Annotated in this window: 27 protein-coding genes; 15 read left to right on the plus strand and 12 right to left on the minus strand. The window is 71.2% G+C overall.

Annotation, left to right across the window (positions count from 1 at the left end):
• Positions 1–73: 73 nt before the first annotated feature.
• Positions 74–1,174, minus strand: a complete 1,101-nt coding sequence (locus ACZ6S6_RS00260) for an amidohydrolase family protein (protein ID WP_469702597.1) — start codon at positions 1,172–1,174, stop codon at positions 74–76.
• 114 nt (positions 1,175–1,288) lie between these two features.
• Here ACZ6S6_RS00260 and ACZ6S6_RS00265 point away from each other — a divergent pair, with 114 nt between their 5' ends.
• From ACZ6S6_RS00265 to thpD, 5 genes are all read left to right on the plus strand, one after another.
• The gene (locus tag ACZ6S6_RS00265) at positions 1,289–2,395 is read left to right on the plus strand and encodes a pyridoxal-phosphate-dependent aminotransferase family protein (RefSeq protein WP_469702600.1); all 1,107 of its coding nucleotides are present in this window, start codon (positions 1,289–1,291) and stop codon (positions 2,393–2,395) included.
• Between the two features lie 318 nt (positions 2,396–2,713).
• The gene (ectA, locus tag ACZ6S6_RS00270; RefSeq protein WP_469702602.1) at positions 2,714–3,244 is read left to right on the plus strand and encodes a diaminobutyrate acetyltransferase; all 531 of its coding nucleotides are present in this window, start codon (positions 2,714–2,716) and stop codon (positions 3,242–3,244) included.
• Positions 3,245–3,326: 82 nt separating this feature from the next.
• Complete coding sequence (gene ectB / locus ACZ6S6_RS00275; protein WP_362961703.1) at positions 3,327–4,589, plus strand: diaminobutyrate--2-oxoglutarate transaminase; 1,263 nt, start codon at positions 3,327–3,329, stop codon at positions 4,587–4,589.
• A 66-nt stretch (positions 4,590–4,655) separates the two neighbouring features.
• Positions 4,656–5,054, plus strand: a complete 399-nt coding sequence (locus ACZ6S6_RS00280; protein WP_362961705.1) for an ectoine synthase — start codon at positions 4,656–4,658, stop codon at positions 5,052–5,054.
• Positions 5,055–5,060: 6 nt separating this feature from the next.
• Positions 5,061–5,954, plus strand: coding sequence for an ectoine hydroxylase (thpD, locus tag ACZ6S6_RS00285; protein ID WP_362961707.1), 894 nt, complete (start codon positions 5,061–5,063; stop codon positions 5,952–5,954).
• Positions 5,955–6,042: 88 nt separating this feature from the next.
• Here thpD and ACZ6S6_RS00290 read toward each other — a convergent pair whose 3' ends face one another.
• Complete coding sequence (locus ACZ6S6_RS00290; protein ID WP_469702605.1) at positions 6,043–6,306, minus strand: hypothetical protein; 264 nt, start codon at positions 6,304–6,306, stop codon at positions 6,043–6,045.
• A gap of 163 nt (positions 6,307–6,469) precedes the next feature.
• Complete coding sequence (locus ACZ6S6_RS00295) at positions 6,470–6,727, minus strand: hypothetical protein (protein ID WP_469702607.1); 258 nt, start codon at positions 6,725–6,727, stop codon at positions 6,470–6,472.
• 92 nt (positions 6,728–6,819) lie between these two features.
• Here ACZ6S6_RS00295 and ACZ6S6_RS00300 point away from each other — a divergent pair, with 92 nt between their 5' ends.
• The 4 genes from ACZ6S6_RS00300 (at position 6,820) to ACZ6S6_RS00315 (ending at position 9,411) form a co-directional block, all read left to right on the plus strand.
• Positions 6,820–7,662: a DUF5753 domain-containing protein gene (locus ACZ6S6_RS00300; protein ID WP_469703805.1), complete on the plus strand. Its 843-nt coding sequence runs from the start codon at positions 6,820–6,822 to the stop codon at positions 7,660–7,662.
• Positions 7,659–7,868 (plus strand): DUF397 domain-containing protein, encoded by a 210-nt coding sequence (locus ACZ6S6_RS00305; RefSeq protein ID WP_469702610.1) that lies wholly within the window; start codon positions 7,659–7,661, stop codon positions 7,866–7,868. The genes ACZ6S6_RS00300 and ACZ6S6_RS00305 overlap by 4 nt, the downstream gene beginning before the upstream one ends.
• Before the next feature lie 212 nt (positions 7,869–8,080).
• Complete coding sequence (locus ACZ6S6_RS00310; RefSeq protein WP_362961715.1) at positions 8,081–8,290, plus strand: DUF397 domain-containing protein; 210 nt, start codon at positions 8,081–8,083, stop codon at positions 8,288–8,290.
• A 95-nt stretch (positions 8,291–8,385) separates the two neighbouring features.
• Complete coding sequence (locus ACZ6S6_RS00315; protein ID WP_469702612.1) at positions 8,386–9,411, plus strand: VOC family protein; 1,026 nt, start codon at positions 8,386–8,388, stop codon at positions 9,409–9,411.
• A 149-nt stretch (positions 9,412–9,560) separates the two neighbouring features.
• Here ACZ6S6_RS00315 and ACZ6S6_RS00320 read toward each other — a convergent pair whose 3' ends face one another.
• On the minus strand, positions 9,561–10,631 hold the full coding sequence (locus ACZ6S6_RS00320) for an alkene reductase (RefSeq protein ID WP_362961719.1): 1,071 nt from the start codon (positions 10,629–10,631) through the stop codon (positions 9,561–9,563).
• Positions 10,632–10,787: 156 nt separating this feature from the next.
• Here ACZ6S6_RS00320 and ACZ6S6_RS00325 point away from each other — a divergent pair, with 156 nt between their 5' ends.
• Positions 10,788–11,273, plus strand: coding sequence for a MarR family winged helix-turn-helix transcriptional regulator (locus ACZ6S6_RS00325; protein ID WP_362961721.1), 486 nt, complete (start codon positions 10,788–10,790; stop codon positions 11,271–11,273).
• A 22-nt stretch (positions 11,274–11,295) separates the two neighbouring features.
• Here the strand turns inward: ACZ6S6_RS00325 and ACZ6S6_RS00330 are convergent, their stop codons facing one another.
• From ACZ6S6_RS00330 to ACZ6S6_RS00360, 7 genes are all read right to left on the minus strand, one after another.
• Positions 11,296–12,357, minus strand: a complete 1,062-nt coding sequence (locus ACZ6S6_RS00330; protein WP_469702615.1) for an aminotransferase class V-fold PLP-dependent enzyme — start codon at positions 12,355–12,357, stop codon at positions 11,296–11,298.
• A 92-nt stretch (positions 12,358–12,449) separates the two neighbouring features.
• Entirely contained in the window at positions 12,450–13,169 is a 720-nt protein-coding gene (locus ACZ6S6_RS00335) for a DsbA family oxidoreductase (protein WP_469702617.1), read from the minus strand.
• 124 nt (positions 13,170–13,293) lie between these two features.
• On the minus strand, positions 13,294–13,785 hold the full coding sequence (locus tag ACZ6S6_RS00340; protein ID WP_469702619.1) for a GNAT family N-acetyltransferase: 492 nt from the start codon (positions 13,783–13,785) through the stop codon (positions 13,294–13,296).
• A 156-nt stretch (positions 13,786–13,941) separates the two neighbouring features.
• Complete coding sequence (locus ACZ6S6_RS00345; RefSeq protein WP_469702621.1) at positions 13,942–14,913, minus strand: pectate lyase family protein; 972 nt, start codon at positions 14,911–14,913, stop codon at positions 13,942–13,944.
• Positions 14,914–15,077: 164 nt separating this feature from the next.
• Positions 15,078–15,911 carry an NAD(P)H-binding protein gene (locus ACZ6S6_RS00350; RefSeq protein WP_469702623.1) on the minus strand — a complete coding sequence of 278 codons (834 nt, stop codon included), beginning with the start codon at positions 15,909–15,911 and terminating at the stop codon, positions 15,078–15,080.
• Between the two features lie 154 nt (positions 15,912–16,065).
• Complete coding sequence (locus ACZ6S6_RS00355) at positions 16,066–16,677, minus strand: DUF1349 domain-containing protein (protein WP_469702625.1); 612 nt, start codon at positions 16,675–16,677, stop codon at positions 16,066–16,068.
• The gene (locus tag ACZ6S6_RS00360) at positions 16,674–18,194 is read right to left on the minus strand and encodes an aldehyde dehydrogenase (NADP(+)) (protein ID WP_469702627.1); all 1,521 of its coding nucleotides are present in this window, start codon (positions 18,192–18,194) and stop codon (positions 16,674–16,676) included. Before ACZ6S6_RS00360 ends, ACZ6S6_RS00355 begins: the two co-directional genes overlap by 4 nt.
• A 154-nt stretch (positions 18,195–18,348) precedes the next feature.
• Between ACZ6S6_RS00360 and ACZ6S6_RS00365 the strand changes: the two genes are divergently transcribed.
• From ACZ6S6_RS00365 to ACZ6S6_RS00385, 5 genes are all read left to right on the plus strand, one after another.
• Positions 18,349–19,119 (plus strand): IclR family transcriptional regulator, encoded by a 771-nt coding sequence (locus ACZ6S6_RS00365; RefSeq protein ID WP_362961747.1) that lies wholly within the window; start codon positions 18,349–18,351, stop codon positions 19,117–19,119.
• A gap of 2 nt (positions 19,120–19,121) precedes the next feature.
• Positions 19,122–19,595, plus strand: a complete 474-nt coding sequence (locus ACZ6S6_RS00370) for a GNAT family N-acetyltransferase (RefSeq protein WP_469702630.1) — start codon at positions 19,122–19,124, stop codon at positions 19,593–19,595.
• 125 nt (positions 19,596–19,720) lie between these two features.
• On the plus strand, positions 19,721–21,172 hold the full coding sequence (locus tag ACZ6S6_RS00375) for a peptidoglycan D,D-transpeptidase FtsI family protein (RefSeq protein ID WP_469702632.1): 1,452 nt from the start codon (positions 19,721–19,723) through the stop codon (positions 21,170–21,172).
• Between the two features lie 255 nt (positions 21,173–21,427).
• Positions 21,428–22,009, plus strand: a complete 582-nt coding sequence (locus ACZ6S6_RS00380; RefSeq protein WP_362961753.1) for a SigE family RNA polymerase sigma factor — start codon at positions 21,428–21,430, stop codon at positions 22,007–22,009.
• Positions 22,006–22,731, plus strand: coding sequence for a hypothetical protein (locus ACZ6S6_RS00385; RefSeq protein WP_469702635.1), 726 nt, complete (start codon positions 22,006–22,008; stop codon positions 22,729–22,731). Before ACZ6S6_RS00380 ends, ACZ6S6_RS00385 begins: the two co-directional genes overlap by 4 nt.
• Before the next feature lie 51 nt (positions 22,732–22,782).
• Here the strand turns inward: ACZ6S6_RS00385 and ACZ6S6_RS00390 are convergent, their stop codons facing one another.
• On the minus strand, positions 22,783–23,895 hold the full coding sequence (locus tag ACZ6S6_RS00390; RefSeq protein ID WP_469703807.1) for a pectinesterase family protein: 1,113 nt from the start codon (positions 23,893–23,895) through the stop codon (positions 22,783–22,785).
• Positions 23,896–23,952 lie beyond the last annotated feature (57 nt).

The following is a 23,952-nucleotide window of genomic DNA, read 5'->3' on the forward strand; positions in this document are numbered from 1 at the left end:
GAGCGGGCCGACCCCTGGTAACTGCCGGTCAACACGGTGCACCCCGGGCCGGTCAGGACCCGGGGCCCGCCCGTCAGCCGATCACGCGCCCGTTCAGCACGACCCTGCGGGGCGCGGCCAGCACGCGCACGTCCGCCCGCGGGTCCTCGTCGTACACCACCAGGTCGGCCGGAGCGCCCTCCTCCAGTCCCGGCCTGCCGAGCCACGCGCGGGCGTCCCAGGTCGCGGCGGACAGCGCGGTCAGGGGCGGGATGCCCGCCTTCACCAGTTCGGCGACCTCGTCGGCCACCAGCCCGTGGGCCAGCACACCGCCCGCGTCGGTGCCGACGAAGACGGGGACACCGGCGTCATGGGCGGCGCCCACGGTGTCGTAGCGCCGCTCGTGCAGCCGGCGCATATGGGCCGACCACCGCGGGTACTTGGCGTCGCCGCCCCGCGCCAGCGAGGGGAAGGTGGCGATGTTGACCAGCGTCGGGACGATCGCGACCCCGCGCTCCGCGAAGAGCGGGATCGTCTCCTCGGTCAGCCCCGTCGCGTGCTCGACGCAGTCGATCCCGGCCTCGACGAGATCGCGCAGCGAGTCCTCCGCGAAGCAGTGCGCGGTGACCCGGGCGCCCAGCCGGTGCGCCTGCGCGATGGCCGCCTCGACCGCCTCGCGCGGCCAGCACGCCGTCAGGTCGCCCACCTCCCGGTCGATCCAGTCGCCGACCAGCTTCACCCAGCCGTCGCCGCGACGCGCTTCCTGCGCCACGTACGCCACCAGCTCGTCCGGCTCGATCTCGTACGCGTAGTTCCTGGTGTACCGCCGGGTCCTGGCGATGTGGCGGCCGGCCCTGATGACCTTCGGCAGGTCCTCGCGGTCGTCGATCCACCGGGTGTCGGCGGGCGAACCCGCGTCCCGCAGGAGCAGCGCACCGGCCTCCCGGTCGTCGACGGCCTGCTTCTCCGTGGTCGCCGTGTCGACGGCCCCGTGGTGGTCGAGCCCGACGTGGCAGTGGGCGTCGACCAGCCCCGGCAGCGCCCATCCGCTGAGGACCGTCGCCCCGTCCGCGCCGGCGGGCCGCTCGTACGTGACGCGTCCGCCGACCGCCCAGAGCTCGTCCCTGACCTCGTCGGGTCCGACGAGCACCCGCCCCTTCACATGCAGCACCCGCGGCGCCTCGTGATCACTCATGCACAGCACTGTACGAGGGACCCGCAAGGCCGTTCGCGAGTGCTGGGTACCCTCGGTGCGGGCCCGGTCCGCAGGCCGGCCGCACACCGATCCGATCCCGAAGAGAGCACCACCGTGACGCACCCCTTCCTCGACCTCACCCCGCTCACCCCCGCGCATTTCGCGGCCGTCGAGCGGCGGGTGGCCGGTCTCCTCGCCACCGAGCAGGATGTCGTCATCATGCAGGGCGAGGCCCTGCTCCCCCTCGAAGGCTGCATCCGGGGCGGCGCCCGGCCCGGTTCGACCGCGCTGAACGTGGTGACGGGTCCCTACGGGCAGACCTTCGGCAACTGGCTGCGTGACTGCGGCGCCGAGGTCGTCGACCTGGTGGTGCCCTTCCACACGGCCGTCACCGCCGGCCAGGTCGCCGAGGCGCTGGCCGCGCACCCGGAGATCGACTTCGTCTCGCTGGTCCACGCGGAGGCGGCGACCGGCAACACCAACCCGGTCGCGGAGATCGGCGAGGCCGTGCGCGCGCACGGGGCGCTGTTCATGCTGGACGCCGTCGCCTCGGTGGGCGCGGAGCCGCTGCTGCCCGACGCGTGGGGCGTCGACCTGTGCGTGATCGGCGCGCAGAAGGCGATGGGCGGTCCGGCCGGGGTGTCCGCGGTGTCGGTGAGCGCCCGCGCCTGGGAGCGGCTCGCCGCCAATCCGCAGGCGCCGCGCCGCTCCTACCTCTCCCTGCTGGACTGGAAGGAGCGCTGGATCGACGGCGGCCGCAAGGCGCTGCCGCACGCACCGGCCCAGCTGGAGATGCTGGCGCTGGAGGCCTGTGTGGAGCGGATCGAGGCGGAGGGCCCCGACGCCCTCATGGCCCGGCACGCCGCGGCGGCCGCGGCCACCCGGGCGGGCGCGCTCGCGCTGGGCGGCGGCCTGGCCCCGTATGTGCGCGAGGCGAAGGACGCGGCGCCGGTGGCGACCACGCTGCGCACCCCGGAGGGCGTGGACGCCGCGGGTCTGGTCGCACGGGCGCTCGCCGCTGACCCGTCGCTGCCGCTGATCGCGGGCGGCGGGGCGCTGTCCGGGGAGATGATCCGGGTCAATCACTACGGGGTGGATGCGACGCGGGGCGCGGTGCTCTCCTCGCTCGCGGCTCTGGGGTCGGCGCTGGCCGATGCGGGCCGGCAGGTCAATTTCGAAGCTGCCCGCAAGACGGTTTCGGAAACCTGGCCCAGCGAATAGATCCCGACGCAATCCAACAATGCGGGGAGCTGCCTCATTGAGAGCAGCTCCCCGCATTCTTCTTCCCGCTTCCTCGAAGGCTAAACACCCCAGTTTTCACGAGTCCTCCTCACCCAATTCAGTGACGTCTCACGAGAGTTACCACCTTGTGACCGACTCCACACCAAGGTCGTTTTGCCGGATAAATCCGGGTCATACCGGACGAAAGTGTATGCAAGTCGCGCCAGGGCGCGCGCCCGCCTGATAGCACAACAGGGCGCTTCACCCAACCCCTTTCCTCGATGCAATTTCGAAACTTGCTGGGTAAATTCAATTCCCATGACCGCCGCACCAGCAGATTTTGCACGTGCCCGAAGCGAATTCATCACCATCGACACACCACGAGTGGAGGACGGAGCCGCGATCTGGCGCATTGCCCGCGACTCCAAGGTCCTGGACCTCAACTCCTCGTACAGTTACCTGCTGTGGTGCCGTGACTTCGCGGCGACCTCCGTGGTCGCCCGCGACGAGACCGGCAGCCCGGTCGCCTTCGTGACGGGGTACATCAGGCCAGACCGCCCCGAGACGCTCGTCGTCTGGCAGGTGGCCGTCGACCACGGCCACCGCGGCACCGGCCTGGCGGCGAAGCTGCTGGACACCCTGACCGAACGGGTCGCCGCGGAACAGGGCCTCGCCTCGGTCGAGACGACCATCACGCCGGACAACACCGCATCGGACCGCCTGTTCACCTCCTACGCCCAGCGCCACGACGTGGCACTGGAACAGGAGGTGCTCTTCGACGGCGGCCTGTTCCCGGAGGGCAATCATCTGCCGGAAGTGCTCTACCGCATAGGCCCGTTCCACGCCTGAGCGAGCACTTCCGCCGACGGACCGTACCGTCGCGATCCCTTCACCGCCGCCCGTCACACCCCCCTCACGCAGGAGACCCGCTGTGACCATCACCCCGCCCGCCCTCAGTGTCTTCGAGACCCTGGAGTCCGAGGTACGTAGCTACTGCCGCGGCTGGCCCGCCGTGTTCGACCGCGCGCAGGGCGCCCGGCTGACGGACGAGGACGGCCACTCGTACCTCGACTTCTTCGCCGGAGCCGGCTCGCTCAACTACGGCCACAACAACCCGGTGCTGAAACGCGCGCTGATCGACTACATCGAGCGCGACGGCATCACCCACGGCCTCGACATGGCGACCACCGCCAAGCGGGCCTTCCTGGAGACCTTCCAGAACGTCATCCTGCGGCCGCGCGACCTGCCGTACAAGGTGATGTTCCCCGGCCCGACGGGCACCAACGCCGTCGAGTCGGCGCTGAAGCTGGCCCGCAAGGTCAAGGGCCGCGAGTCCGTGGTCTCGTTCACCAACGCCTTCCACGGCATGTCGCTCGGCTCGCTGGCCGTCACCGGCAACGCCTTCAAGCGGGCCGGCGCCGGTATCCCGCTGGTGCACGGCACGCCGATGCCGTTCGACAACTACTTCGACGGCACCGTCCCGGACTTCCTCTGGTTCGAGCGGCTGCTGGAGGACCAGGGCTCCGGGCTCAACAAGCCCGCCGCCGTGATCGTGGAGACGGTCCAGGGCGAGGGCGGCATCAACGTCGCCCGCGCCGAGTGGCTCCGCGCGCTCCAGGAGCTGTGCCACCGCCAGGACATGCTGCTGATCGTCGACGACATCCAGATGGGCTGCGGCCGGACCGGCGGCTTCTTCTCCTTCGAGGAGGCCGGCATCACGCCGGACATCGTCACGCTGTCGAAGTCCATCAGCGGCTACGGGATGCCCATGGCGCTCTGCCTGTTCAAGCCCGAGCTGGACATCTGGGAGCCGGGCGAGCACAACGGCACCTTCCGCGGCAACAACCCCGCGTTCGTCACCGCCGCCGCGGCGCTCGACGCCTACTGGGCGGACGGCCAGATGGAGAAGCAGACGCTGGCCCGCGGCGAGCAGGTCGAGCAGGCACTCCTGGCGATCTGCGGCGAGCACGACAGCGCGCAGTTCCGCGGCCGCGGACTGGTGTGGGGCATGGAGTTCAACGACCCGAAGCGCGCGTCGGCCATCTGCGCCCGCGCGTTCGAGCTGGGGCTGCTGCTGGAGACCTCCGGTCCGCAGAGCGAGGTCGTCAAGCTGCTGCCGCCGCTGACCATCACCCCCGAGGAGCTGGACGAGGGCCTGCGCACGCTGGCCCGCTGCGTCCGCGAGACCGCCTGACCCGGGGCCGCCCCGGGGCGGGCCCGATGAGATACACCGCTGCAGAGAGAAAGGCACCGACCCACCGTGATTGTCCGATCGTTCAGTGACGTCGAGAACACCGACCGGCATGTGAAGTCCGCCTCCGGCACCTGGGAGAGCAAGCGCATCGTGCTCGCCAAGGAGAAGGTGGGCTTCTCACTCCACGAGACCGTGCTTTACGCGGGCACGGAGACGTCGATGTGGTACGCCAACCACATCGAGGCCGTGCTCTGCACGGAGGGCGAGGCAGAACTCACCAACGACGACACCGGTGAGAAGCACTGGATCGCCCCCGGCACGATGTACCTGTTGAACGGGCACGAGCACCACACGCTGCGCCCCAAGACGGACTTCCGTTGCGTGTGCGTCTTCAACCCTCCCGTCACCGGACGGGAGGACCACGACGAGAACGGTGTCTACCCGCTGCTGACCGAGGAGGGCTGAACCATCATGACCACTGATGTACGTGCCGACCTGTACCCATCGCGCGGCGCCGCCGAGATGACCACTCCCCGCCAGGACCCGGTCATCTGGTCCGCGCCCGGCGCACCGGGTCCGGTCGCCGCGAAGGACCTCCAGGGGTTCGAGCGCGACGGTTTCCTCACCGTCGACCAGCTGATCGCGCCGGACGAGGTGGCCGGCTACCACGCCGAGCTGGAGCGGCTGATCGCCGATCCGGCGGTCCGCGCCGACGAGCGCTCGATCATCGAGCCGAAGTCGCAGAACGTACGGTCGGTCTTCGAGGTCCACCGGCTGAGCGAGGTGTTCGCCCGGCTGGTCAGCGACGAGCGCGTGGTGGGCCGGGCCCGTCAGATCCTCGGTTCGGACGTGTACGTCCACCAGTCGCGGATCAACGTCAAGCCGGGCTTCGGTGCCTCCGGGTTCTACTGGCACTCGGACTTCGAGACCTGGCACGCCGAGGACGGTCTGCCGAACATGCGAGCGGTGTCCGTCTCGATCGCGCTGACCGAGAACTACGACACCAACGGCGGGCTGATGATCATGCCCGGCTCGCACAAGTCGTTCCTCGGGTGTGCGGGCGAGACGCCGAAGGACAACTACAAGAAGTCGCTCCAGATGCAGGACGCGGGCACCCCGTCCGACGAGGCGCTGACGAAGATGGCCGACCGGCACGGCATCAAGCTCTTCACGGGCCGGGCCGGTTCGGCGACCTGGTTCGACTGCAACTGCATGCACGGCTCGGGGGACAACATCACCCCGTACCCGCGCAGCAATGTCTTCATCGTGTTCAACAGCGTGGAGAACAAGGCCGAGGAGCCCTTCGCGGCTCCGATCCGCCGCCCGGAGTTCATCGGGGCGCGGGACTTCACGCCGGTGAAGTAGGCCCGGACCGCGGTGCGGAGGGGGTGGGACGGTGATGCCGTCCCACCCCCTCCGTCGTGTCCCGGACACCGGGCCTGGCGGACACGGTCTAGTCCTGCGGGAGATCCTCGAACTCCCAGGAGTGTCCGGGCTCGTGGTCGGTGAACAACCAGCACGCCTGTTGCAGTCGGGGGGCGATGGCGGGGTCCACCTGTTCGCAGGGTGCGGCGCAGACGTAGGTGAATTCGCCCTCGTTCCAGCGCAGCCATACGTCAAAGGTGCCGCGTCCCATTGTGTCGAGGCAGTCGGCGTGCTCACCGGTATGGCCCTTGCCGAGCTCACAGGTGAGCCAGTCGGGAAGTTCCCCGGTCACCGCTTGCCCGTGTGCTCGCAAGGTCCGCAACCACGGCGGGCGGACGGGTGAGTTGCAGTGGATCACCATTGGCTCTCCGGTTGAGGTGAACAATCCCGGCCCGGATGGTGGCGGGGCCGGGCCACGGCAAGGACGAGCGGAACGGCCGGACGGGTCGGGCTTCTCACAGCACCTCACCCCGACTCCGCGCGTTGCACCGCGCGTTCTCCGCTCGCAGCCGCTCTATGGCATCCGCGGGGCGAACGTGCTCGGGCTCGGCTTCCCACTCGGTCCCGCCGCAGACCGGCCGCAGCGACCAGTACGGGCCGGCGGCTCCTCGGAACTCACCCACGCGGCCTTGACGGCTGGTGTCCACCATGAGTGTGCCGAGGGCGGGAAGGTGGTGAGGTCGTCCGTTCAGAGAAACGTTTTCTGTGCACACGATGGTGCCTCTCCGTAGCCATTCCACTACCAAGACGGCTCAGCGTGGCCTACCGTCGGGCCGTACTCAACGTGGCAGGTACGGAGAACACATTGGTAAACATCAAGGAGTTGAACCCGGACGCGTCACCGGAAGCGGCGTACGGTGCCCGGTTACGCAGGGCACGAGAGGCGCGCGGCTGGAAGCAGGACGACCTCGGTGGACGGATCGGGTACACCGGACGGCATGTCTCGGGCGTCGAGAATGGTCGTAAACCGCCAACCCGCAGGTTTTCGATCGGTGTTGATTCCGCACTGGGGCTCGAAGGAACATCTGATTCCTTCGAGCGCGAGTGGCGGGACATCCGGCACGGCAGTCTGCTGGAAGGCTTCCCGGAGTACGTGGGATACGAGGGCAGAGCAGCGGAGATCCGGCTGTACGAGGTAGGCGTCCTGCCCGGTCTGCTCCAGACCCCGGAGTACGCGACAGTCCTTGCCGAGAGCGCCGTCAAGCGGAGGGCGATCACCTCCGAGCAGGCGCACGAGCGGGTCAGCCTCGTCGCGGAGCGGCAAGCAGCGCTCGTACGGAAGTCCGCTCCGCCGCTCGTCCTGGTGGTACTGGACGAAAGCTGCATCCGCCGACCCGTAGGAGGATCAGCCGTGATGGACGCGCAGTTGGCACGACTGGTGGAATTCGCCGAGCTGCCGAACACCGTGCTCCAGATCGCCCCGTTCAGCATGGGGGAGCGCCGCCCGTTCAACCTGCCACTTTACATCCTGACGCTCTCGGACCGCCAGCTCATGTCGTACGCGGAGTCCGCCCAGCAGGGGCACCTCGACCGTGAAAGCACTTCCGTGGTGCCCCTGTTGACCGCCTACCATCAGTTGCAGGCTGAAGCGCTCTCGCAAGCGGCTTCCGTGGCCATGATCGAGCAGTTACGAAAGGGCACACCGTGACAACCGAATCCCCCCGCTGGTTCAAGTCCTCCTACAGCGACAATGGCGGCGCCTGCGTCGAGGTTGCCGCCAACGTCGCCGCCTCGCGCGGCATGGTCCCCGTCCGTGACTCCAAGGATCTGAGCGGCCCGGTTCTGACCGTCCCCACCAACGCGTTCGCCTCGTTCGTGGCGGGCGTGAAGGCCGGAGAGTTCGGCACCGTCTGACCGACCGGTTCAGCGGAGCCCCATCATGCGTCGCGTGGTGGGACTCCGCTGTGCCCGGAAGTCCCTCACGTCGCAGCCCAGGCCCAAGGACAACTGGACCGAAAACCAGCGTCCATGCGCCCGCGCTCGCGTCCTAGCATCAGCTGCAGGGCCGGATCGCCCTCCCAGGCGGCATCCCTGGCCATGTTCAAGCAGCTACGAAAGGGCACCCCGTGACGACCGAATCCCCCCATTGGGTCAAGTCCAGCTACAGCGACAACGGTGGCACATGCGTCGAATGGGCCCCGTCCAACGCGTACTCAACCGGCACAGTCCCCGTCCGCGATTCCAAGCGGCCAAGCGGACCCGTTCTCACCGTCCCCGCCAACGCGTTCGCCTCCTTCGTGGCAGGCGTGAAGGCCGGAGAGTTCGGCACCGTCTGAACAACCGAGCGCGCGGAGGTCCGTCACGCACCGCGTGGTGGGCCTCCGGCGTATCTCGTTGGACCCGACTGCGCTCACCGGCGACAGTGTGGCCCATGACTTCTCACGTACATCACGTCACCGTCGACTGCGGCGACGCCTACACGCTCGCCACGTTCTGGGCCGAGGTGCTGGGCGCCTCCCTCGCCGACGACGATTTCCCCGGTGACCCCGAGGCCCTCGTCGAGGCCCCCGGTGCCGCGCTGCTGTTCATCACCGTGCCCGAACCGAAGCGCACCAAGAACCGCATCCACCTGGACATCCAGCCGCAGGACCGCACCCGCGACGAGGAGGTCGAGCGGCTGCTCGCCCTCGGTGCCACGCTCGTCGCGGATCACCGCAAGCCCAACGGGCGGGGTTGGGCGACCCTGTCCGATCCGGAGGGCAACGAGTTCTGCGTGGAGTGCAGTGCGCGTGAGCGGGCGCTGCTCACCGGGACGCGGCTGCCGGTCACCGCGGACGACGTGACCTCGGCGGTGCGGCTGGCGGTCGCCGCGCTCAAGGAGGCCCCGGCGGCCGGCTGGCACACCCCGGCGGGGACGCTCACCTGGACCTGCTGGGAGACCGTGGAGCACCTGAGCGACGACCTCTTCGCGTACGCGGCCCAACTGGGGCCGCAGTCACCGGCGTTGGACCGAGATGTGCCGTTCCACTGGGCCGCGCGCCGCGAGGGCGGACCGGCCAACGCGATCTTCGCGGACCCGGCGGCCGGTACGGCGGGCCTCTTGCAGGCGCTGGAGGCCACCGGGTCCATGCTTGCGGCGATGGTCCGCACGACGGCCCCGGATGTCCGCGCCCACCACAGCCACGGGATCTCCGACGCGGAGGGATTCGCCGCGATGGGCATCGTGGAGACCCTGGTGCACACCCATGACCTCGCGGCGGGCCTTGGCATCGGCTGGACGCCGCCCGACGACCTGTGCCACCGGGTGCTGGCCCGGCTCTTCCCCGACGCCCCGGACGACAGCGACCGGTGGACCGTACTGCTGTGGTCCACCGGCCGCGCGGATCTGCCGGGCCGTGAGCGGGTCACCTCGTGGAAGTGGCACGGGGCGCCGCTGGAGGAGAACCCGCAGCCGTAGTCCCGGACCGCTACCGGTGGGAGAACCAAGCCCGCCCGCCGGACAGACCGGCGTCGGGGTGGGCGAAGTCGACCGTGAGGTGGCGGTCGAAGAGCAAGCACTCGGCCTGAGGTCCGGTCATCCGGCGGCGGCCGGCCGCCGTTCGGTGCTCACGCGCTGAGCGCCGGGTAGTCCGTGTAGCCGCGGTGGTCGCCCCCGTAGAAGGTCGCCCGGTCCGCGGCGTTGTAGGGGCCGCCGGCCCGCAGCCGCTCCGGCAGGTCCGGGTTGGCCAGGAACAGCGCCCCGTACGAGATGACCGACGCCACGCCCTCCTCGACCAGGGCCAGCGCCTCGGGACCGGTCGGGCCCTCGCTCGCCGGGTTGAGGACGAGCGTGCCGTTGAACTCCTTGCTCAGCGTGGCGGTCAGCGCCCGGTCGTCGGCCCTGCCCTCGACGATGTGCAGGTAGGCGAGCCCGACCGGTTCGACGGCCTGCACCAGCGCCCGGTACGTGGCCTCCGGCGCGGGCTCGTCGATGTCGTTGAACGGGTTTCCGGGCGAGATCCGGATCGCGGTGCGCGCGGCTCCGATCTCGGCGGCGACGGCGCGCACGGTCTCGGCCGCGAACCGGATGCGGCCCTCCACGGAGCCGCCCCACTCGTCGGTGCGCAGGTTGGAGTTGGGCGCCAGGAACTGGTGGATCAGGTAGCCGTTGGCGCCGTGCAGCTCCACGCCGTCGAACCCGGCGTCCACCGCGTTGCGCGCGGCGGTCACGAAGTCGGCGATCGTGGCCCGGATCTCGGTGCCGGTCAGCTCGTGCGGGGTGACGAAGTCCTTCGGGCCCTCCTGGGTGAAGACCTGGCCCGACGCGGCGACCGGGGAGGCGCCGACCGGGGTGAGGCCGTCGGGCAGCAGGACCGGGTGGCCGATGCGGCCGGTGTGCATGAGCTGCGCGAAGATCGTGCCGCCCTTGGCGTGCACGGCGTCGGTGACCCTGCGCCAGCCGGCGACCTGCCCGGCACTGTGCAGTCCGGGGGTGCTGGGGTAGCCCTGCCCGACGGCGGAGGGCTGGACGCCCTCGGTGATGACGAGCCCGGCCGAGGCGCGCTGGGCGTAGTACTCGGCGGTCAGCTCCGTCGGTATGCCGCCCTCGCCCGCCCGGCTGCGGGTCATCGGGGCCAGGGCGATGCGGTTGGCGAGCTGTGTGCCGGACAGGTCGAACGGGTCGAAGGCGGTGGTCATGGAGAGCCCCCAAGATTTATGTGGTCGGCCAAGTATCTGCGGTGTGCGCCACTGTAGCGCATTACTTGGCCGACCAAGGTAAAGTTGCCGGGAAGTCTCCGGCACTCGCGGCGCGACCGCCCGGGAGCCCGCCGCGCACCACCCCGAGGAGCCCCGATGACGTCCGATCCCGCCTGTACCGAGCTACCGAGCGCCGCCCGGGGCGGCCCGGTCAGCCATGCCGTCTCGCGGGTCGCGCGGCTCCACCGGATCACGGCGGGCAAGCTGCTCAAGAGCGCGGGCCTCTACCCCGGCCAGGAGTTCCTGATGATGTACCTCTGGGACTCGGGCGCGGTGCGCCAGTCGGAGGTGATCAAGGCCGTCGACCTCGATCCGTCCACGGTCACCAAGATGCTTCAGCGCCTGGAGCAGTCCGGACACGTCCGCCGCAGCCCCGACCCGGCCGACCGCCGGGCCGTCCTGGTCGAGGCCACCGACAACAGCTGCGCCCTGCTCTCCGACGTGGAGCGGGCCTGGACGAATCTGGAGGAGCACACCCTCGCGGGCCTGGACAGGGGCGAGCGCGAGGAGCTGGCCCGGCTGCTGGCCAAGGTCGAGGAGAACCTCTGCCGGGAGACGGCGGACTGCCCGGAGAACCGCTGACCGCACCCGCCCGCGGCGGGGATCAGCCGGACAGCACGTTCAGCGCGCGGTCCACGTCGGCCTCGGTGTTGTACAGATGGAAGGACGCCCGCAGATTTCCGGCCCGGTCGGAGACCATCACCCCGGCGCGCTCCAGGTCCGCCGCCCGGTCCCCCAGTCCGGGCGCCGCGACGACGGCCGTCGTCCCCGCCACCGGCTCGTGCCCCAGCCCGGCCAGCCCCGCCCGGAACCGGGCCGCGAGCCCGGTGGCGTGGTCGTGGAGGACGTCGACGCCGATCTCGTTCAGCAGCGCGAGGGAGTGCTCGGCGCCGTGGTACGGAAGGAACGCGGGCGCTTCGTCGTAGCGGCGGGCGTCGGGGGCGAGCGTCCGGACGGGTGCGTAGAGGCTGTTCCACGAGTCCGCCGCCGCGGCCCAGCCGGGGAAGACCGGCGCCAGCGACCGCTGCGCCTCCTCGGTGACCGTGAGGAACGACGTACCCCGTGGGCAGATCAGGAATTTGAAACCGCCGGTGACCGTGTAGTCGTACGCCCCCGCATCCAGGGGCAGCCAGCCCGCGGACTGGGTGGCGTCCAGCAGCGTACGGGCGCCGTGGGCGGCCGCCGCGGCCCGCACCGCGTCCAGGTCGGCGAGCCGGCCGTCGGCGGACTGCACCGAGGAGAAGGCGACGAGAGCGGTCTCCGCGCGCACCGCGTCGGCGAGGTCCGACAGCGGGACGTACCGCGTCCTGAGGTCACCGCGGACCGCGAACGGGCTGGTGACCGAGCTGAACTCCCCCTCGGGCGCGAGCACTTCGGCCCCGGCCGGCAGGGAGCAGGCGATCAGGCCCACATGGACGGCGACGGAGCTGCCGACCGAGACCCTGCCGGCGTCGACACCGGCGATCCGGGCGAATCCGCCCCTGGCCCGCTCCACCGCCTCGGAGTCGCCCGCACCGGCCCTGCGTCCGGTGGCGTTCTCCTCGGCGAGGGCCTTCACCGCGTCGACGGTCCGGCGGGGCAGCAGCCCGCAGCTGGAGGTGTTGAGGTAGGCGGTCTCCGGCGCGAACTCGGCGTCGACCGCGCGGCTGAGCGAAGAGATCATCATGCGCCCAGCCTGAAGCCCCCTTGACTCATAGTCAATCACTAAGAGTTAAGGGGTAACCCCAAGCAATGCTTATGCATGCGGGTGGCCGGAGGTCAGCCGTTGCCGCCTGCCGACGGAACCTCGCACGCGCCGTCGGCGTCGCACGCCGCGGCGTCCCCGCCGATCGCGGTCAGCGGGCGGTCCTGCCACGCCTGCTCCAGCGCCTGGGCGAACACCTCGGCGGGCTGGCCGCCGGAGATCCCGTACCGCCGGTCCAGCACGAAGAACGGCACTCCGTTGGCCCCGAGCTCGGACGCCTCCCGCTCGTCGGCCCGCACCTCGGCCGCGTACGCCGTCGGGTCGGCGAGCACCGCACGCGCCTCGTCGGCGTCCAGACCGGCCTCGACGGCGAGCTCGATCAGTACGTCGCCGTCGAAGACGGACCGCTCCTCGGCGAAGTTCGCCCGGTAGGCGAGGTCCAGCAGCTCGTCCTGGCGGCCGCGGGCCTTGGCCAGGTGCAGCAGCCGGTGGATGTCGAAGGTGCTGCCGTGGTCGCGCCCCTCGGTGCGGTAGCCAAGTCCTTCGGCGTGCGCGTTGGCCGCGACATTCGCCTCCATGGACCGCGCTTCATCGGGGGTGCGCCCGTACTTCTGCGCCAGCATGTCGATGACCTGCCCGGTGTCGCCCTTGGCGCGCCCCGGGTCGAGCTCGAAGGAACGGTGCACCACCTCGACCTCGTCGCGGTGGGCGAACCCTGCCAGGCCCTTCTCGAAACGGGCCTTGCCGATGTAGCACCACGGGCAGGCGATGTCGCTCCAGATCTCGACGCGCATGACTCTTCTTCTCTCCAGGCTCTCGGGCGGCTGCTCACACAGCGCGGAGGGGCCCTCCGCTCTCTGGGAACACGTGTCCGAGCCCCTGTCATTCCCCCGGGGACCGGGAAAACGGCCGGGGCCCCTACGCGTCGCTGCGGGCGCCGGCCGGCACCGTCAGGCGCAGCATCAGATGGGTGCCCGCGCGGGGGTGCGCCGGGTCGGGGGCCCAGCCGTGGGCCACGTAGAACGACTGGGCGCGGATGTTGTGGACGAACACCTCCAGGCGGGCGTCCGCCACCCCGTCCCGCTGCCAGGCGGCCACACACGCGTCGTGCAGTTCCGTCCCGATGCCCTGGCGCCAGCGGGAAGGTGCCACATGGAGCTGGGTGAGGTGCATGGCGCCGTCGCGCACGGCATGGGCCGCGATGCCGGCGAGGACGCCGTCCCGCTCGGCGCAGAGCACGGTGGACTCGGCCCGGTCGATGGCGCGCGCCCAGCCGTCCCGGCTGCGGCCGACCTCCCCGGAGCCCGCGTACTCCTCTTCCGGGAGGTGGCCCCGGTAGTAGGTGGCGCGTGCCTCGGTGTGCAGGTGGACTATCGCGTCGAGATCGGCGGGGGTCGCAATTCGGATCATGATGAGAGGGACGCGGCCGGTCAGCCTGAGGTTGCGGCCCGTGCCCACCCTGCCGAACGGGCCGGCCGCCCGGCAGACGTACTCCACCGTCCGCACGGCCCGAGGTGGCGGAGGGCGCCCCCGGTGGGGCGGGGGCACTCTCCGTGGACAGAACACCTAGATCTTGCCGGCGCCCGCCCCGCCGGTCACCGAGGAGACGACGGACGAGGCCGGTTCCGCGGTGTACGAGTACGGCACCTGGGTCAACGTGCCGACCTGCGAGATCTCGGTGGCCGCGCCGCCGAGGTCGTTGCCGCGCTCCACGACGTAGCCGTCCTTGTCGCTGTCACGGATGGTGGTGATGGCGACACCGGTGCTGCGGAAGACGTTGTTCTCCACCAGCATCTGCGCGCCCATCCGGGAGTGCACCGCCGTCGAGGCGCCCACGACGTAGTTGTCGTAGAAGTGTCCGGTGCCGAAACGGAGGCTGGGGATACGGGAGTTGACGTTGTTGAAGTAGTTGTGGTGGTAGGTCACACGGAGGTGGCCGGTGTCCTCGCTCGCGTTGTTGTCGCTGTGGCCGACCAGGCTGCCCTTGTAGTGGTCCTTGAAGGTGTTCCAGGAGACGGTGACCTGGTCGGACGCGTGGGTGACGTCGAGCAGGCCGTCGTAGTAGTCCTTGTCGTGATCACGGTCGGCGGAGAAGGTGTTGTGGTCGATCCACACCTTGGTGGACTTCTGCACGGTGATCCCGTCGGCGGGGGCCACCGGCTTGCTGATGTTGAGATTGCGGATCACGATGTTCGTCGAGTTCTTCAGCCGCAGCCCGCCACCGGTGAACCCGGAGGACGAACCGACGCCGAGCACCGTGGTGTTGGACCCGACGTCGACCTGGCCGCTCAGCGAGATGATGCCGCTGACCTTGACCGTCTTGGCGGCGGTGCCGGTCACGGCCGTCTTGAACGCGGCGAGGCTGGTGACGGTCACGGCGGAGGAGCTGCCGCCGCCGGTCGTGCCGGCCCCGTAGCCCACGGGGGAGGATTCGGCGGCCCCGGCGGAGCCCGGAAGCAGGGCGACGGCGACGACGGCGACTGTTGCGGCGGCGAGGGCCGTGAGACCGCGGCTACGGGTGCGGAGGTGGGTGCGCATGATGTCCCTTCGGTACGACGACGTGCGGGAGGGTGCGGTGCCGAGCGGCTCGCGAGCGGCGCGGTGCGTCCGCTCGCGAGGCGCTGTCTCCCTGTTGTCGTCGCCGGGGAGCCGGGGGTTGCCGGGTCGGGGACGTAACTTCGCGGACGGGTCGGCGGACGGGGTCAGCGGAAGGCGTCGGCGTTCTCCGAGGCCCACTGCCGGAACGGACGGGCCGGCGTTCCCGTGACCTGTGCGACCGTGTCGCGCACCCTCAGCAGCTCGTCGTTCACGTCCCCGCCGGTGACGTCCAGCACCGCGTCCGCGGCCTCGGCCCCGAAGACGGCGGCCATCTGCGCGTGGGCCTCCTCGCGGCTGACCTCGGCGAAGGGCACCTCCCGGCCCAGTGCCGCCGCGATGGCCTCGGCCTGCCCGCGGGCGCTCACCGGCTCCGGACCGGTCAGGGCGTACGTCCGGCCCCGGTGACCGGGCTCGGTCAGTGCCACCCGTGCCACCGCCGCGATGTCCGCGGGGTGGATGGTCGGCAGTGCGGTCTCCGCGTACGGCGCGCGGACGGTCTCGTGGGCACGGACGGAGGCCGCCCACATGAGGGCGTTGGAGGCGAACTGCGTCGGCCGCAGGATCGTCCAGTCCATGCCGCTCGCTCCGAGCAGTCGCTCCACCGCCAGGTTCTCGCCGGCGGGGCCGAGGTGGGGGTGGGTCAGGACGGTGATCGACGACACCAGCACGACGTGCTCCACACCCGCCTGCCGGGCCGCTTCGAGGATGGCGGCGTCCGGGCCCAGCCGCGACACGAGGAACAGGGAGCGCACCCCTTCCAGCGCGGGCTTCAGCGACGCCGGCTCCGCGAAGTCGCCCTCCACGGCCTGGACCCCTTCGGGGAAGGCCGCCCGTGCGGCGTCACGGGTGAGCCCCCTGAGCGGGCCGGCACCGTGTGCGTGCAGTTCCTTCAGCAGTGCGCTGCCGATGTTTCCGGTGGCTCCGGTCACGAGGATCATGAGCGTGTCTCCCGTCGTCAGGTGATGAACCGGACCACACGCTAGAACCTCGACAAGACTTCAGGTCAAGGCGTCGTTCGACCGGGCTCCTCAGCCCCGCGCGTACTCGCCGTGACGATCCGCATCACGGCGAGTACGCGCGGCGGGGCTTCGGTCAGCTGCCGTCGCGGAGGTCGGCGAGGCCCGTCGGGCGGAACGCGATCCGGTCGAAGGAGACCTCGCAGCCCTCCCCCGTGGGTGACTGGACCAGGAAGCCGATGGACGCGGCCGCCGCCTGCTCCGGGGTGCCCAGGGCGAAGACGCGGACGAAGGTCCACTTCTCGCCGTCGGCGGAGGCGTGACAGGCGAAGGCGTCACCGGTACGGCTCAGCCGCAGCCAGTGGCTGTCGCCTTCCACGACGGAGGAGTTGACGTCGTCGGAGTGGCCCCGGGTGACGACCGTGCAGATGGTGGGACGGTCCGGGGAGAGCTCCAGGCAGATCTTGGCCCACTCGCGGTCGCCGACGTGGAGGTAGAGGACCCCCGCGTCGAAGGCGGCGGTGAAGCCGACCTTCACCTGGGCGATCAGCTGGAAGTCGCCCTCCGGGGCGGTGCCCAGCAGCCGGGGCGCGTCGCTCTCGGAGTCGAGGGCGGCGCCGCCCGGCGGGACGAAGCGGTCCTGCCGGGCGCCCGCGCGGGCGGTCAGGGCGCCTCCCTCGTAGTTCCACCCGGTGGCGGGGCCGAACGGTTCGAGGCCGAAGGGGAGTTCGGGGAGTCGCAGGGTCATGAGCGGCGTCCGTCCACCCGGCGCGGCAGGCCCTGCGGGTTGTCCTCGCGGAGCTCCGGCGGGAGCAGCGCCTCGGGGGTGGTCTGGTAGCTGACCGGGCGCAGCCAGCGTTCGATCGCGGTGGCGCCGACCGAGGTGGAGGTGGAGGTGGTGGCCGGGTAGGGGCCGCCGTGGTGCTGGGCGGGGGCGACGGCGACGCCGGTCGGCCAGCCGTTGACCAGGACGCGTCCGGCCAGCGGGGTGAGCGCGGCGAGGACGGCGGCGGCGCTGCCGTCCTCCTGCTCGGTGGCGATCTGGAGGGTGGCGGTGAGGTTGCCGGGCAGCCGGGAGAGGACCGCGGTGATCTCGTCCTCGGAGGTGTAGCGGGCCACGACGGTGACCGGGCCGAAGCACTCCTCCAGGAGGGCGTCGTGCGGGCCCTCGGTGGTGAGGAGGTGCGCCGGTACGGTCAGGAAGCCGGCCGCTACGGTGTGTTCGCCGCCCGCGCCGGGGGTGACCGGGGCGTCCACGTCCGGGAGTTCGGCGCGCTCGCGCACTCCGGCGAGGAAGGCGTCGCGCATCCGGTGGTCGAGCAGGACGCCCGCCTCGGTGTCGCTGACCGCCTCGGTGAGCGCCTTCAGCAGCCGGTCGCCGGCCTCGCCGGCGGGGGCCAGGACGAATCCGGGCTTGGTGCAGAACTGGCCCGCGCCCATGGTCATCGAGCCCGCGAGCCCGGCACCGATCTGCTCGCCGCGCTCGGCGGCGGCCGCCTCGGTGACGACGACGGGGTTGAGGGAGCCGAGCTCGCCGTGGAACGGGATGGGGGCGGGCCTGGCCGCCGCCGCGTCGAAGAGGGCGCGTCCGCCGCGCACCGAGCCGGTGAAGCCGGCGGCGCTGACGAGCGGGTGGCGGACGAGCTCGACGCCCGCCTCGAAGCCGTGCACCAGGATCAGGACGTCCTCGGGGAGTCCGACCTGGGCCGCGGCCCTGCGCAGCACGGAGGCGCAGAGTTCTGAGGTCGCCGGGTGGTCGGGGTGCGCCTTGACGACGACCGGACAGCCCGCCGCGAGGGCGCTGGCCGTGTCGCCGCCGGGGACGGAGAACGCGAGCGGGAAGTTGCTGGCCGCGTAGACGGCGACGACGCCGAGCGGGATCTTGTAGCGCCGCAGGTCGGGCCACGGCGGGGTGCGGGCGGCATCCTCGTGGTCGATGTGGATGTCGAGGAACGCGCCCTCGTCCACGACCTCCGCGAAGGCCCTCAACTGAGCTGCCGTGCGCGCGAGTTCGCCGGTGAGCCGGGCCGGGCCGAGTGCCGTCTCGGCGTCGGCGGCCTCGATGACGTGCTCGCCGGCCTCGGCGAGCAGATCGGCCGCCGTGCGCAGGAACGCGGCGCGCACGGTGCGGTCGGCGAGCGAGGCTCGTACGGCATGTGCGGCCCGGACCGCCCGGTCCACCTCCTCCGCTGTAGCCTCCACCGCAACCTGCTCACGCGGGTTCCCGGTGCGGGGGTCGACGCTCCAGACTGGTGCTGCTGCCACCGTGTTTCCTTCCGCTCCACTGCCACACATCAGAAGTTGTTCGGTATTCTGAACAGTGTTCCCGATCGTGAATATGAAGTGACTCTATTTCCGGGCGTTCGGTGTTGGCAAGAAGTCGCAGGTTTCGTAAGTGGGCTGGAAGGGGCGTAGGGCGATGTCGGTTGCCGAGTCTGGTGGGGCACAGGTCAAGTCCGCGGTACGGACGGTGGAACTGCTGGAGTACTTCGCCGGGCGGCCGGGCATGCACTCGCTCGCCGCGGTGCAGGAGGCGGTCGGATACCCCAAGTCCAGCCTCTACATGCTGCTGCGCACCCTGGTCGAGCTGGGCTGGGTGGAGACGGACGCGACCGGGACCCGGTACGGGATCGGCGTACGGGCGCTGCTGGTGGGCACCTCGTACATCGACGGCGACGAGGTGGTCGCCGCGTCCCGCCCCACCCTGGACCGGCTCTCGGACGACACCACGGAGACCATCCACCTGGCCCGTCTCGACGGGACGAACGTGGTGTACCTCGCCACCCGCCAGTCCCAGCACTATCTGCGCCCCTTCACCCGCGTCGGCCGCCGGCTGCCCGCGCACTCCACCTCGCTCGGCAAGGCGCTGCTGGCCACCCACAGCGACGAGCAGGTGCGCAAGATGCTGCCCGAGACGCTGCCCGCGCTGACCGAGCACACCCTGACCGACCGGGAGAAGCTCATCGAGGAGCTGCACCTGATCCGCGAGCAGGGATACGCGGTGGACCGCGAGGAGAACACCCTGGGGCTGCGCTGCTTCGGTGTCGCGATCCCGTACCGCACCCCGTCCCGTGACGCCATCAGCTGCTCGGTGCCGGTCGCCCGGCTCACGCCCGCACACGAGCAGATGGTCAAGGACGCGCTGTTCGACGCGCGCGACCGGCTGACCCTCGCGACCCGGAGGCTCTGACCATGGATATCTCGCTTCGCCCGGTGCTGGACGGCGATCTGCCGCTGTTCTTCGCGTGGATGGCCGACCCCGAGTCGGTCCACGCGGCCGCCTTCACCGCCGAGAACCCCACCGACCGGCACGCGTTCGACGCCCACTGGACGCGCGTCCTGGCCGACGGGTCGGTCGTGATGCGTACCGTGCTCGCCGACGGAGTGCCGGTCGGCAACGCCGGTGTCTACGGACCGCCGGACGACCGCGAGGTCACCTACTGGATCGACCGGGCGCACTGGGGCCGCGGGGTGGCCACCGCGGCGCTGCGGGCACTGCTCGGCTCCGTACCGGAGCGTCCGCTGTACGCGCGTGCGGCGGCCGACAACGCGGGGTCCCGGCGGGTACTGGAGAAGTGCGGGTTCACCGTGACGGGCAAGGACCACGGCTACGCGCACGCCCGCGGCGAGGAGACGGACGAGCTGCTGTTCACCCTGCCTGGGTGAGTGCCCGCGTGAGTGCGCCGGAGTGGGTGCCCGGCCGGGCGCCGGATCATGGCGACGATGAGTAATGGGTGAGAAGCGGCACACCCGGGAACGCAGCGCCGCGCCCCGCACGTCCCTTGTACGGGATGAACAAGACCATAAGGCGCGCCTCGGTCTTCTGCCTGCTGCTGGTCCTCGCCCTGCTGGGGCGGGCGACCTGGGTGCAGGCGTACCAGGCAAAGGCGCTCGCAGACGACGACCACAACCGGCGGAACACCATCGCGCAGTTCGCGCGTCCGCTCGGGGACATCATCGTGGCCGGCTCGCCGGTCACCGGATCCAAGAGGACGGAGGGCAGCGATCTCGCGTACAAGCGCACCTATAACAAGGGTGATCTCTACGCCGCCGTCACCGGGTACAGCTCACAGGCCTACGGCTCCACCCAGCTCGAAGGGATCTACAGCCATGTGCTGGACGGCACCGACGACCGGCTGAAGAACCCCCTCGACGTGGTGACCGGCAAGAAGACCGCGCCGGGCAACGTGCTGACCACGATCGACCCTGACGTGCAGAAGGCGGCGGCCGACGCGCTCGGCGACGACAAGGGCGCGGCCGTGGCGATCGACCCGAAGAGCGGGCAGATCCTCGGGATGGTGTCCTCACCGTCCTACGACCCCTCGGACATCAGCGGGACGGCGGACGGCGACACCTGGAAGAAGCTGCTCGCCGACCCGGACAAGCCGCTGGTCAACCGCGCGATGCGGCAGCCGCTGGCGCCCGGTTCGACGTTCAAGCTGGTGGTGGCGTCCGCCGCGCTGGAGAACGGCCTCTACAGCTCGGTCGACGAGGCCACCAGGAGTCCGATGCCGTACACCCTGCCCGGCACCACTACCCCCCTGCCGAACGAGAGCGCCTCCGCGCCCTGCGAGAACGCGACTCTGCGGGTGGCGCTCCAGTACTCGTGCAACAACGTCTTCGGCAAGGTCGCCGCCGATCTCGGCCAGGACAAGGTGCGGGCGATGGCCGAGAAGTTCGGCTTCAACACGGAGAAGCTCGACGTGCCGGTCAGGGCCTACAAGAGCGTCTACCCGACCGGGATGGACGACGCGCAGACGGCGCTGACGGGCATCGGCCAGTTCGAGGTCACCGCGACCCCGCTCCAGATCGCGATGGTCTCCGCGGCCCTCGCCAACGGCGGTGAGCTGGCCGCACCGCACATGGTCTCCAAGGTGACGGACTCCGAGGGCGGCACGCTGGAGGACTTCGCGGACGGCGACATGAAGCGCGTCGTCTCCTCGTCCACGGCCAAGCAGCTGCGCAGCGCGATGGTGACCGTCGTGGAGCAGGGCACCGGCACCAACGCCCGGATCGGCGGGGCCGAGGTGGGCGGCAAGACGGGGACCGCGGAGAACGGTGTGGGCAACAGCAACACCCCGTACGCCTGGTTCACCTCGTACGCGAAGGACCGGTCGAGCGGCCGGGAGGTCGCGGTCGCCGTGATCGTGGAGGACTCGGGCTCGGCGGCGTCGGAGGTCAGCGGCAACGGCCTCGCGGCCCCGATCGCCCAGAAGATGATGAAAGCCGCGCTCCAGCGGTAACCGGATGAACGCGACGCCCCGGCACCCCGTTTCGGGGTACCGGGGCGTTCGCCGTGTCCCGGGCCCTTCAGGTTTTCGCCGTGTTGCGCCTTACTGGTTACGCACCCGTGTCGAAGCGCTTCCGGGGTGCGCTGGTACGCTCTCGCCCCGCCCGCACACCGTGGGCGGTCTCAGGAACGTACACAGCGGGAACGTGCGCGGCCGGCCGGGCAGCGGCACGCGCACCGGCCATCCGAGCGCAGGGACGAGGTAGCCGTGGGCACATCCATCGACGCCGACGATGCCGCTGCCGCCGCCGAGTTCCATGAGTTCTTCGAGGCCCATTACGCCGAACTCGCCCGGCTCGCACACCTGTTGACCGGTGAGGCCGATGCCGCCGACGATCTGGCCGCCGATGCGCTGCTGGCGCTCTGGCACCGCTGGGACCGGGTCAGGAACGCCGACCATCCGGTGGCGTACGCGCGCGGTGTGGTGGCCAACCTGGCCAGGACCCGGATCCGCAGCGCGGTGCGCGAGCGCCGCCGGATCGCACTGTTCTGGGCGCCGCGCGGCGGCGGGGACGGGTACGCGGTCCACGATCCGGACGTGTCGGCGGTGGTCGACGTCCAGGGTGCGCTGCGCAGGCTGCCGTTCCGCAAGCGCGCCTGTGTGGTGCTGCGGCACGCCTTCGACCTCTCGGAGCGCGACACCTCGCTGGTGCTCGGGATCTCGGTGGGTACGGTGAAGAGCCAGACCTCGCGCGCCGTCGCGGAACTGCAACGGCTGCTCGGTCCCGATACGCCCGCCGCGCACGTGCACGTGGCCGTCGCGGCGCAGCGCACCGGAGGAAGCCAGTGAGGGACGAGGAGTTGGCCCGGCGGCTGCGGGGCGCCGCCGAGGCGCACCGCCCGGACCGGGAGCGGATGCGGGCCCGGATCGAGCGAGGGACGGCCGGGGGCCGCCCCTCGGCGCGTGCCGTGCGCCCGCCGCGCGCCGCGATGCCGTGGCTGCGGGTCGCGGGGGCGACGGCGGCGGTCTGCGGGGTGCTGGCGGCCGGCGCGTTCGCCGTCACCTCCGCGGGCGGCGACGAGCCGCGCGGGAAGCGGGTGGCGGCCCCGCCGTCCGCCGTCACCACGCCGTCCGCCACCGGGGCGCCGGCCGCGCCCGGCGGTGCGCCGCGCACCGAGGACGGCCCGCTGTGGACGGACGGCGCCGTCGACCCGCACAGCAACTCGTACTGGGCCCAGAGCAATGTGACGCTGCGGACGGCCGAGCCGCTCTCCTCGCTCACCGTGGAGCTGCGGATCGCGCTCACCGGCGGGGTGACCAGCACCGGTTCCTGGCGCTCGCTGCCCGAGCGGGACTTCACCGTGTCGGCGACCGAGGACGGCGGCTTCCTCGTCTACCGGTGGGCCCTGAGGCCGGGGCGCACCGTCCCGGCCGGTACGCACACGTTCGCCGGGCAGTACGACCACGCGGAGGGCGAACGGGACGCGTCGGGCGACTCCCTGACCGCGCACGCGGTCCGTGCCTCCGGTCAACGGGCCTCGGTGGGCGACTCCTTCGGCCAGGATCACTGACCGGCCTGGACTGCGCCGGGAAACAAAGGACCCTGGCCGTGGTGCCGGTGCTCACGCGTAGGGGCGCCAGTCCCCGAGGTAGGCGGCCGGGGTGTGCGGCCGCGCCTCGGCGGCGGTCAGCCGGGGGCGGTTGGCGGGTACGGTGACCCGCGCGCCGGGCCCCGTGTTGCGGTACTCGGCGAAGCGCTGCTCCTGCCAGGGGAAGCCCGCGGACATGGTCCCGTAGGGCTCGTCCGTGTCGATGCCCGCGCCGAGCCGGCTGTCGCGCACGGTCAGCATCGGGTGCGCGGTGAGGTCGGAGGAGGGCACCCAGGGGCGGGCCAGTTTGAAGTACCCGTCCGGTGCGGTGCCGGTGACGCGGGAGCGCAGCACCAGATAGCCGTGCGGGTTGGCTCCGGCGGTGCTGGGCGCGAAGACGAAGCCGTACGGGGCTGCGTCCAGGTCGGTGCGGGTCAGGGTGCGGAAGTGGCAGCGGTCCAGGACCGCTGTGGCGCGGCCGAAGACGAAGTCGACGTCTCCCTCGACGTAGCAGTCGCGGTAGTACTGGCGGGCGAAGTCGGTGAGGGCGGCGGAGTCGGCGTACAGGGTGTCCTGGTGTCCCAGGAAGCGGCAGCCGTGGAACGCCGAACGGTCGCCCGTCACCTTGATGGCGACGGCCTGGGTGCCGGTGTACTCGGGGTGGTCGGCGCGCAGCCAGTCGTTGGCGAAGGTCAGCGCGTGCGCGGTGAGGCCGGCGGGCCGGGAGGTGACGGTGGCGGATCCGCTGGTGCCGTGGGTGCCCGAACCGTCGGGCAGGGGTGTGCCGTTGGCGTTGTCGTAGACGATGACGGTGTCGTGCGGGTCGCCGCTCGCCCCGATGAGGGTGAGGCCGGTCCGGTCGGCCGGGATGTCGACGGTCTCGCGGTAGGTGCCGCGGGCGATCACCAGGGTGCGGCCGGTGCCGGTCGCGGCGTCCACGGCGGCCTGGACGCCGGTGTGGTCGCCCCTGCCGTGCGCGTCGACGTACAGCGTCCCGCTGTCGCGGCGGCGGGACGGGGAGCCGTGGCGTCCGAAGGGCCGGTGATCCGCGGGCCGGCCGTGGGCGTGGGCCGCGGGGGCCGCACCGAGGGCGAGGGCGGCGCCGCCGCCCGCGAACAGGGTCAGGGCGCTGCGTCTGCTGGGCATGGGTACGGGCATGGGCATGGGCATGGGCTGACTTCCTTCTGCGGAGGGGCGCGGAGG

The organism is Streptomyces sp. NPDC048671 (assembly GCF_055587045.1).

What these genes read in the sequence shown, in the direction of transcription:
- ACZ6S6_RS00260 (WP_469702597.1), bottom strand. Translation starts at nt 1,174, where the DNA reads ATGAGTGATCACGAGGCGCCGCGGGTGCTGCATGTGAAGGGGCGGGTG.
- ectA (WP_469702602.1), top strand. Translation starts at nt 2,714, where the DNA reads ATGACCGCCGCACCAGCAGATTTTGCACGTGCCCGAAGCGAATTCATC.
- thpD (WP_362961707.1), top strand. Translation starts at nt 5,061, where the DNA reads ATGACCACTGATGTACGTGCCGACCTGTACCCATCGCGCGGCGCCGCC.
- ACZ6S6_RS00315 (WP_469702612.1), top strand. Translation starts at nt 8,386, where the DNA reads ATGACTTCTCACGTACATCACGTCACCGTCGACTGCGGCGACGCCTAC.
- ACZ6S6_RS00320 (WP_362961719.1), bottom strand. Translation starts at nt 10,631, where the DNA reads ATGACCACCGCCTTCGACCCGTTCGACCTGTCCGGCACACAGCTCGCC.
- ACZ6S6_RS00325 (WP_362961721.1), top strand. Translation starts at nt 10,788, where the DNA reads ATGACGTCCGATCCCGCCTGTACCGAGCTACCGAGCGCCGCCCGGGGC.
- ACZ6S6_RS00330 (WP_469702615.1), bottom strand. Translation starts at nt 12,357, where the DNA reads ATGATGATCTCTTCGCTCAGCCGCGCGGTCGACGCCGAGTTCGCGCCG.
- ACZ6S6_RS00335 (WP_469702617.1), bottom strand. Translation starts at nt 13,169, where the DNA reads ATGCGCGTCGAGATCTGGAGCGACATCGCCTGCCCGTGGTGCTACATC.
- ACZ6S6_RS00340 (WP_469702619.1), bottom strand. Translation starts at nt 13,785, where the DNA reads ATGATCCGAATTGCGACCCCCGCCGATCTCGACGCGATAGTCCACCTG.
- ACZ6S6_RS00345 (WP_469702621.1), bottom strand. Translation starts at nt 14,913, where the DNA reads ATGCGCACCCACCTCCGCACCCGTAGCCGCGGTCTCACGGCCCTCGCC.
- ACZ6S6_RS00350 (WP_469702623.1), bottom strand. Translation starts at nt 15,911, where the DNA reads ATGATCCTCGTGACCGGAGCCACCGGAAACATCGGCAGCGCACTGCTG.
- ACZ6S6_RS00355 (WP_469702625.1), bottom strand. Translation starts at nt 16,677, where the DNA reads ATGACCCTGCGACTCCCCGAACTCCCCTTCGGCCTCGAACCGTTCGGC.
- ACZ6S6_RS00365 (WP_362961747.1), top strand. Translation starts at nt 18,349, where the DNA reads ATGTCGGTTGCCGAGTCTGGTGGGGCACAGGTCAAGTCCGCGGTACGG.
- ACZ6S6_RS00370 (WP_469702630.1), top strand. Translation starts at nt 19,122, where the DNA reads ATGGATATCTCGCTTCGCCCGGTGCTGGACGGCGATCTGCCGCTGTTC.
- ACZ6S6_RS00375 (WP_469702632.1), top strand. Translation starts at nt 19,721, where the DNA reads ATGAACAAGACCATAAGGCGCGCCTCGGTCTTCTGCCTGCTGCTGGTC.
- ACZ6S6_RS00390 (WP_469703807.1), bottom strand. Translation starts at nt 23,895, where the DNA reads ATGCCCAGCAGACGCAGCGCCCTGACCCTGTTCGCGGGCGGCGGCGCC.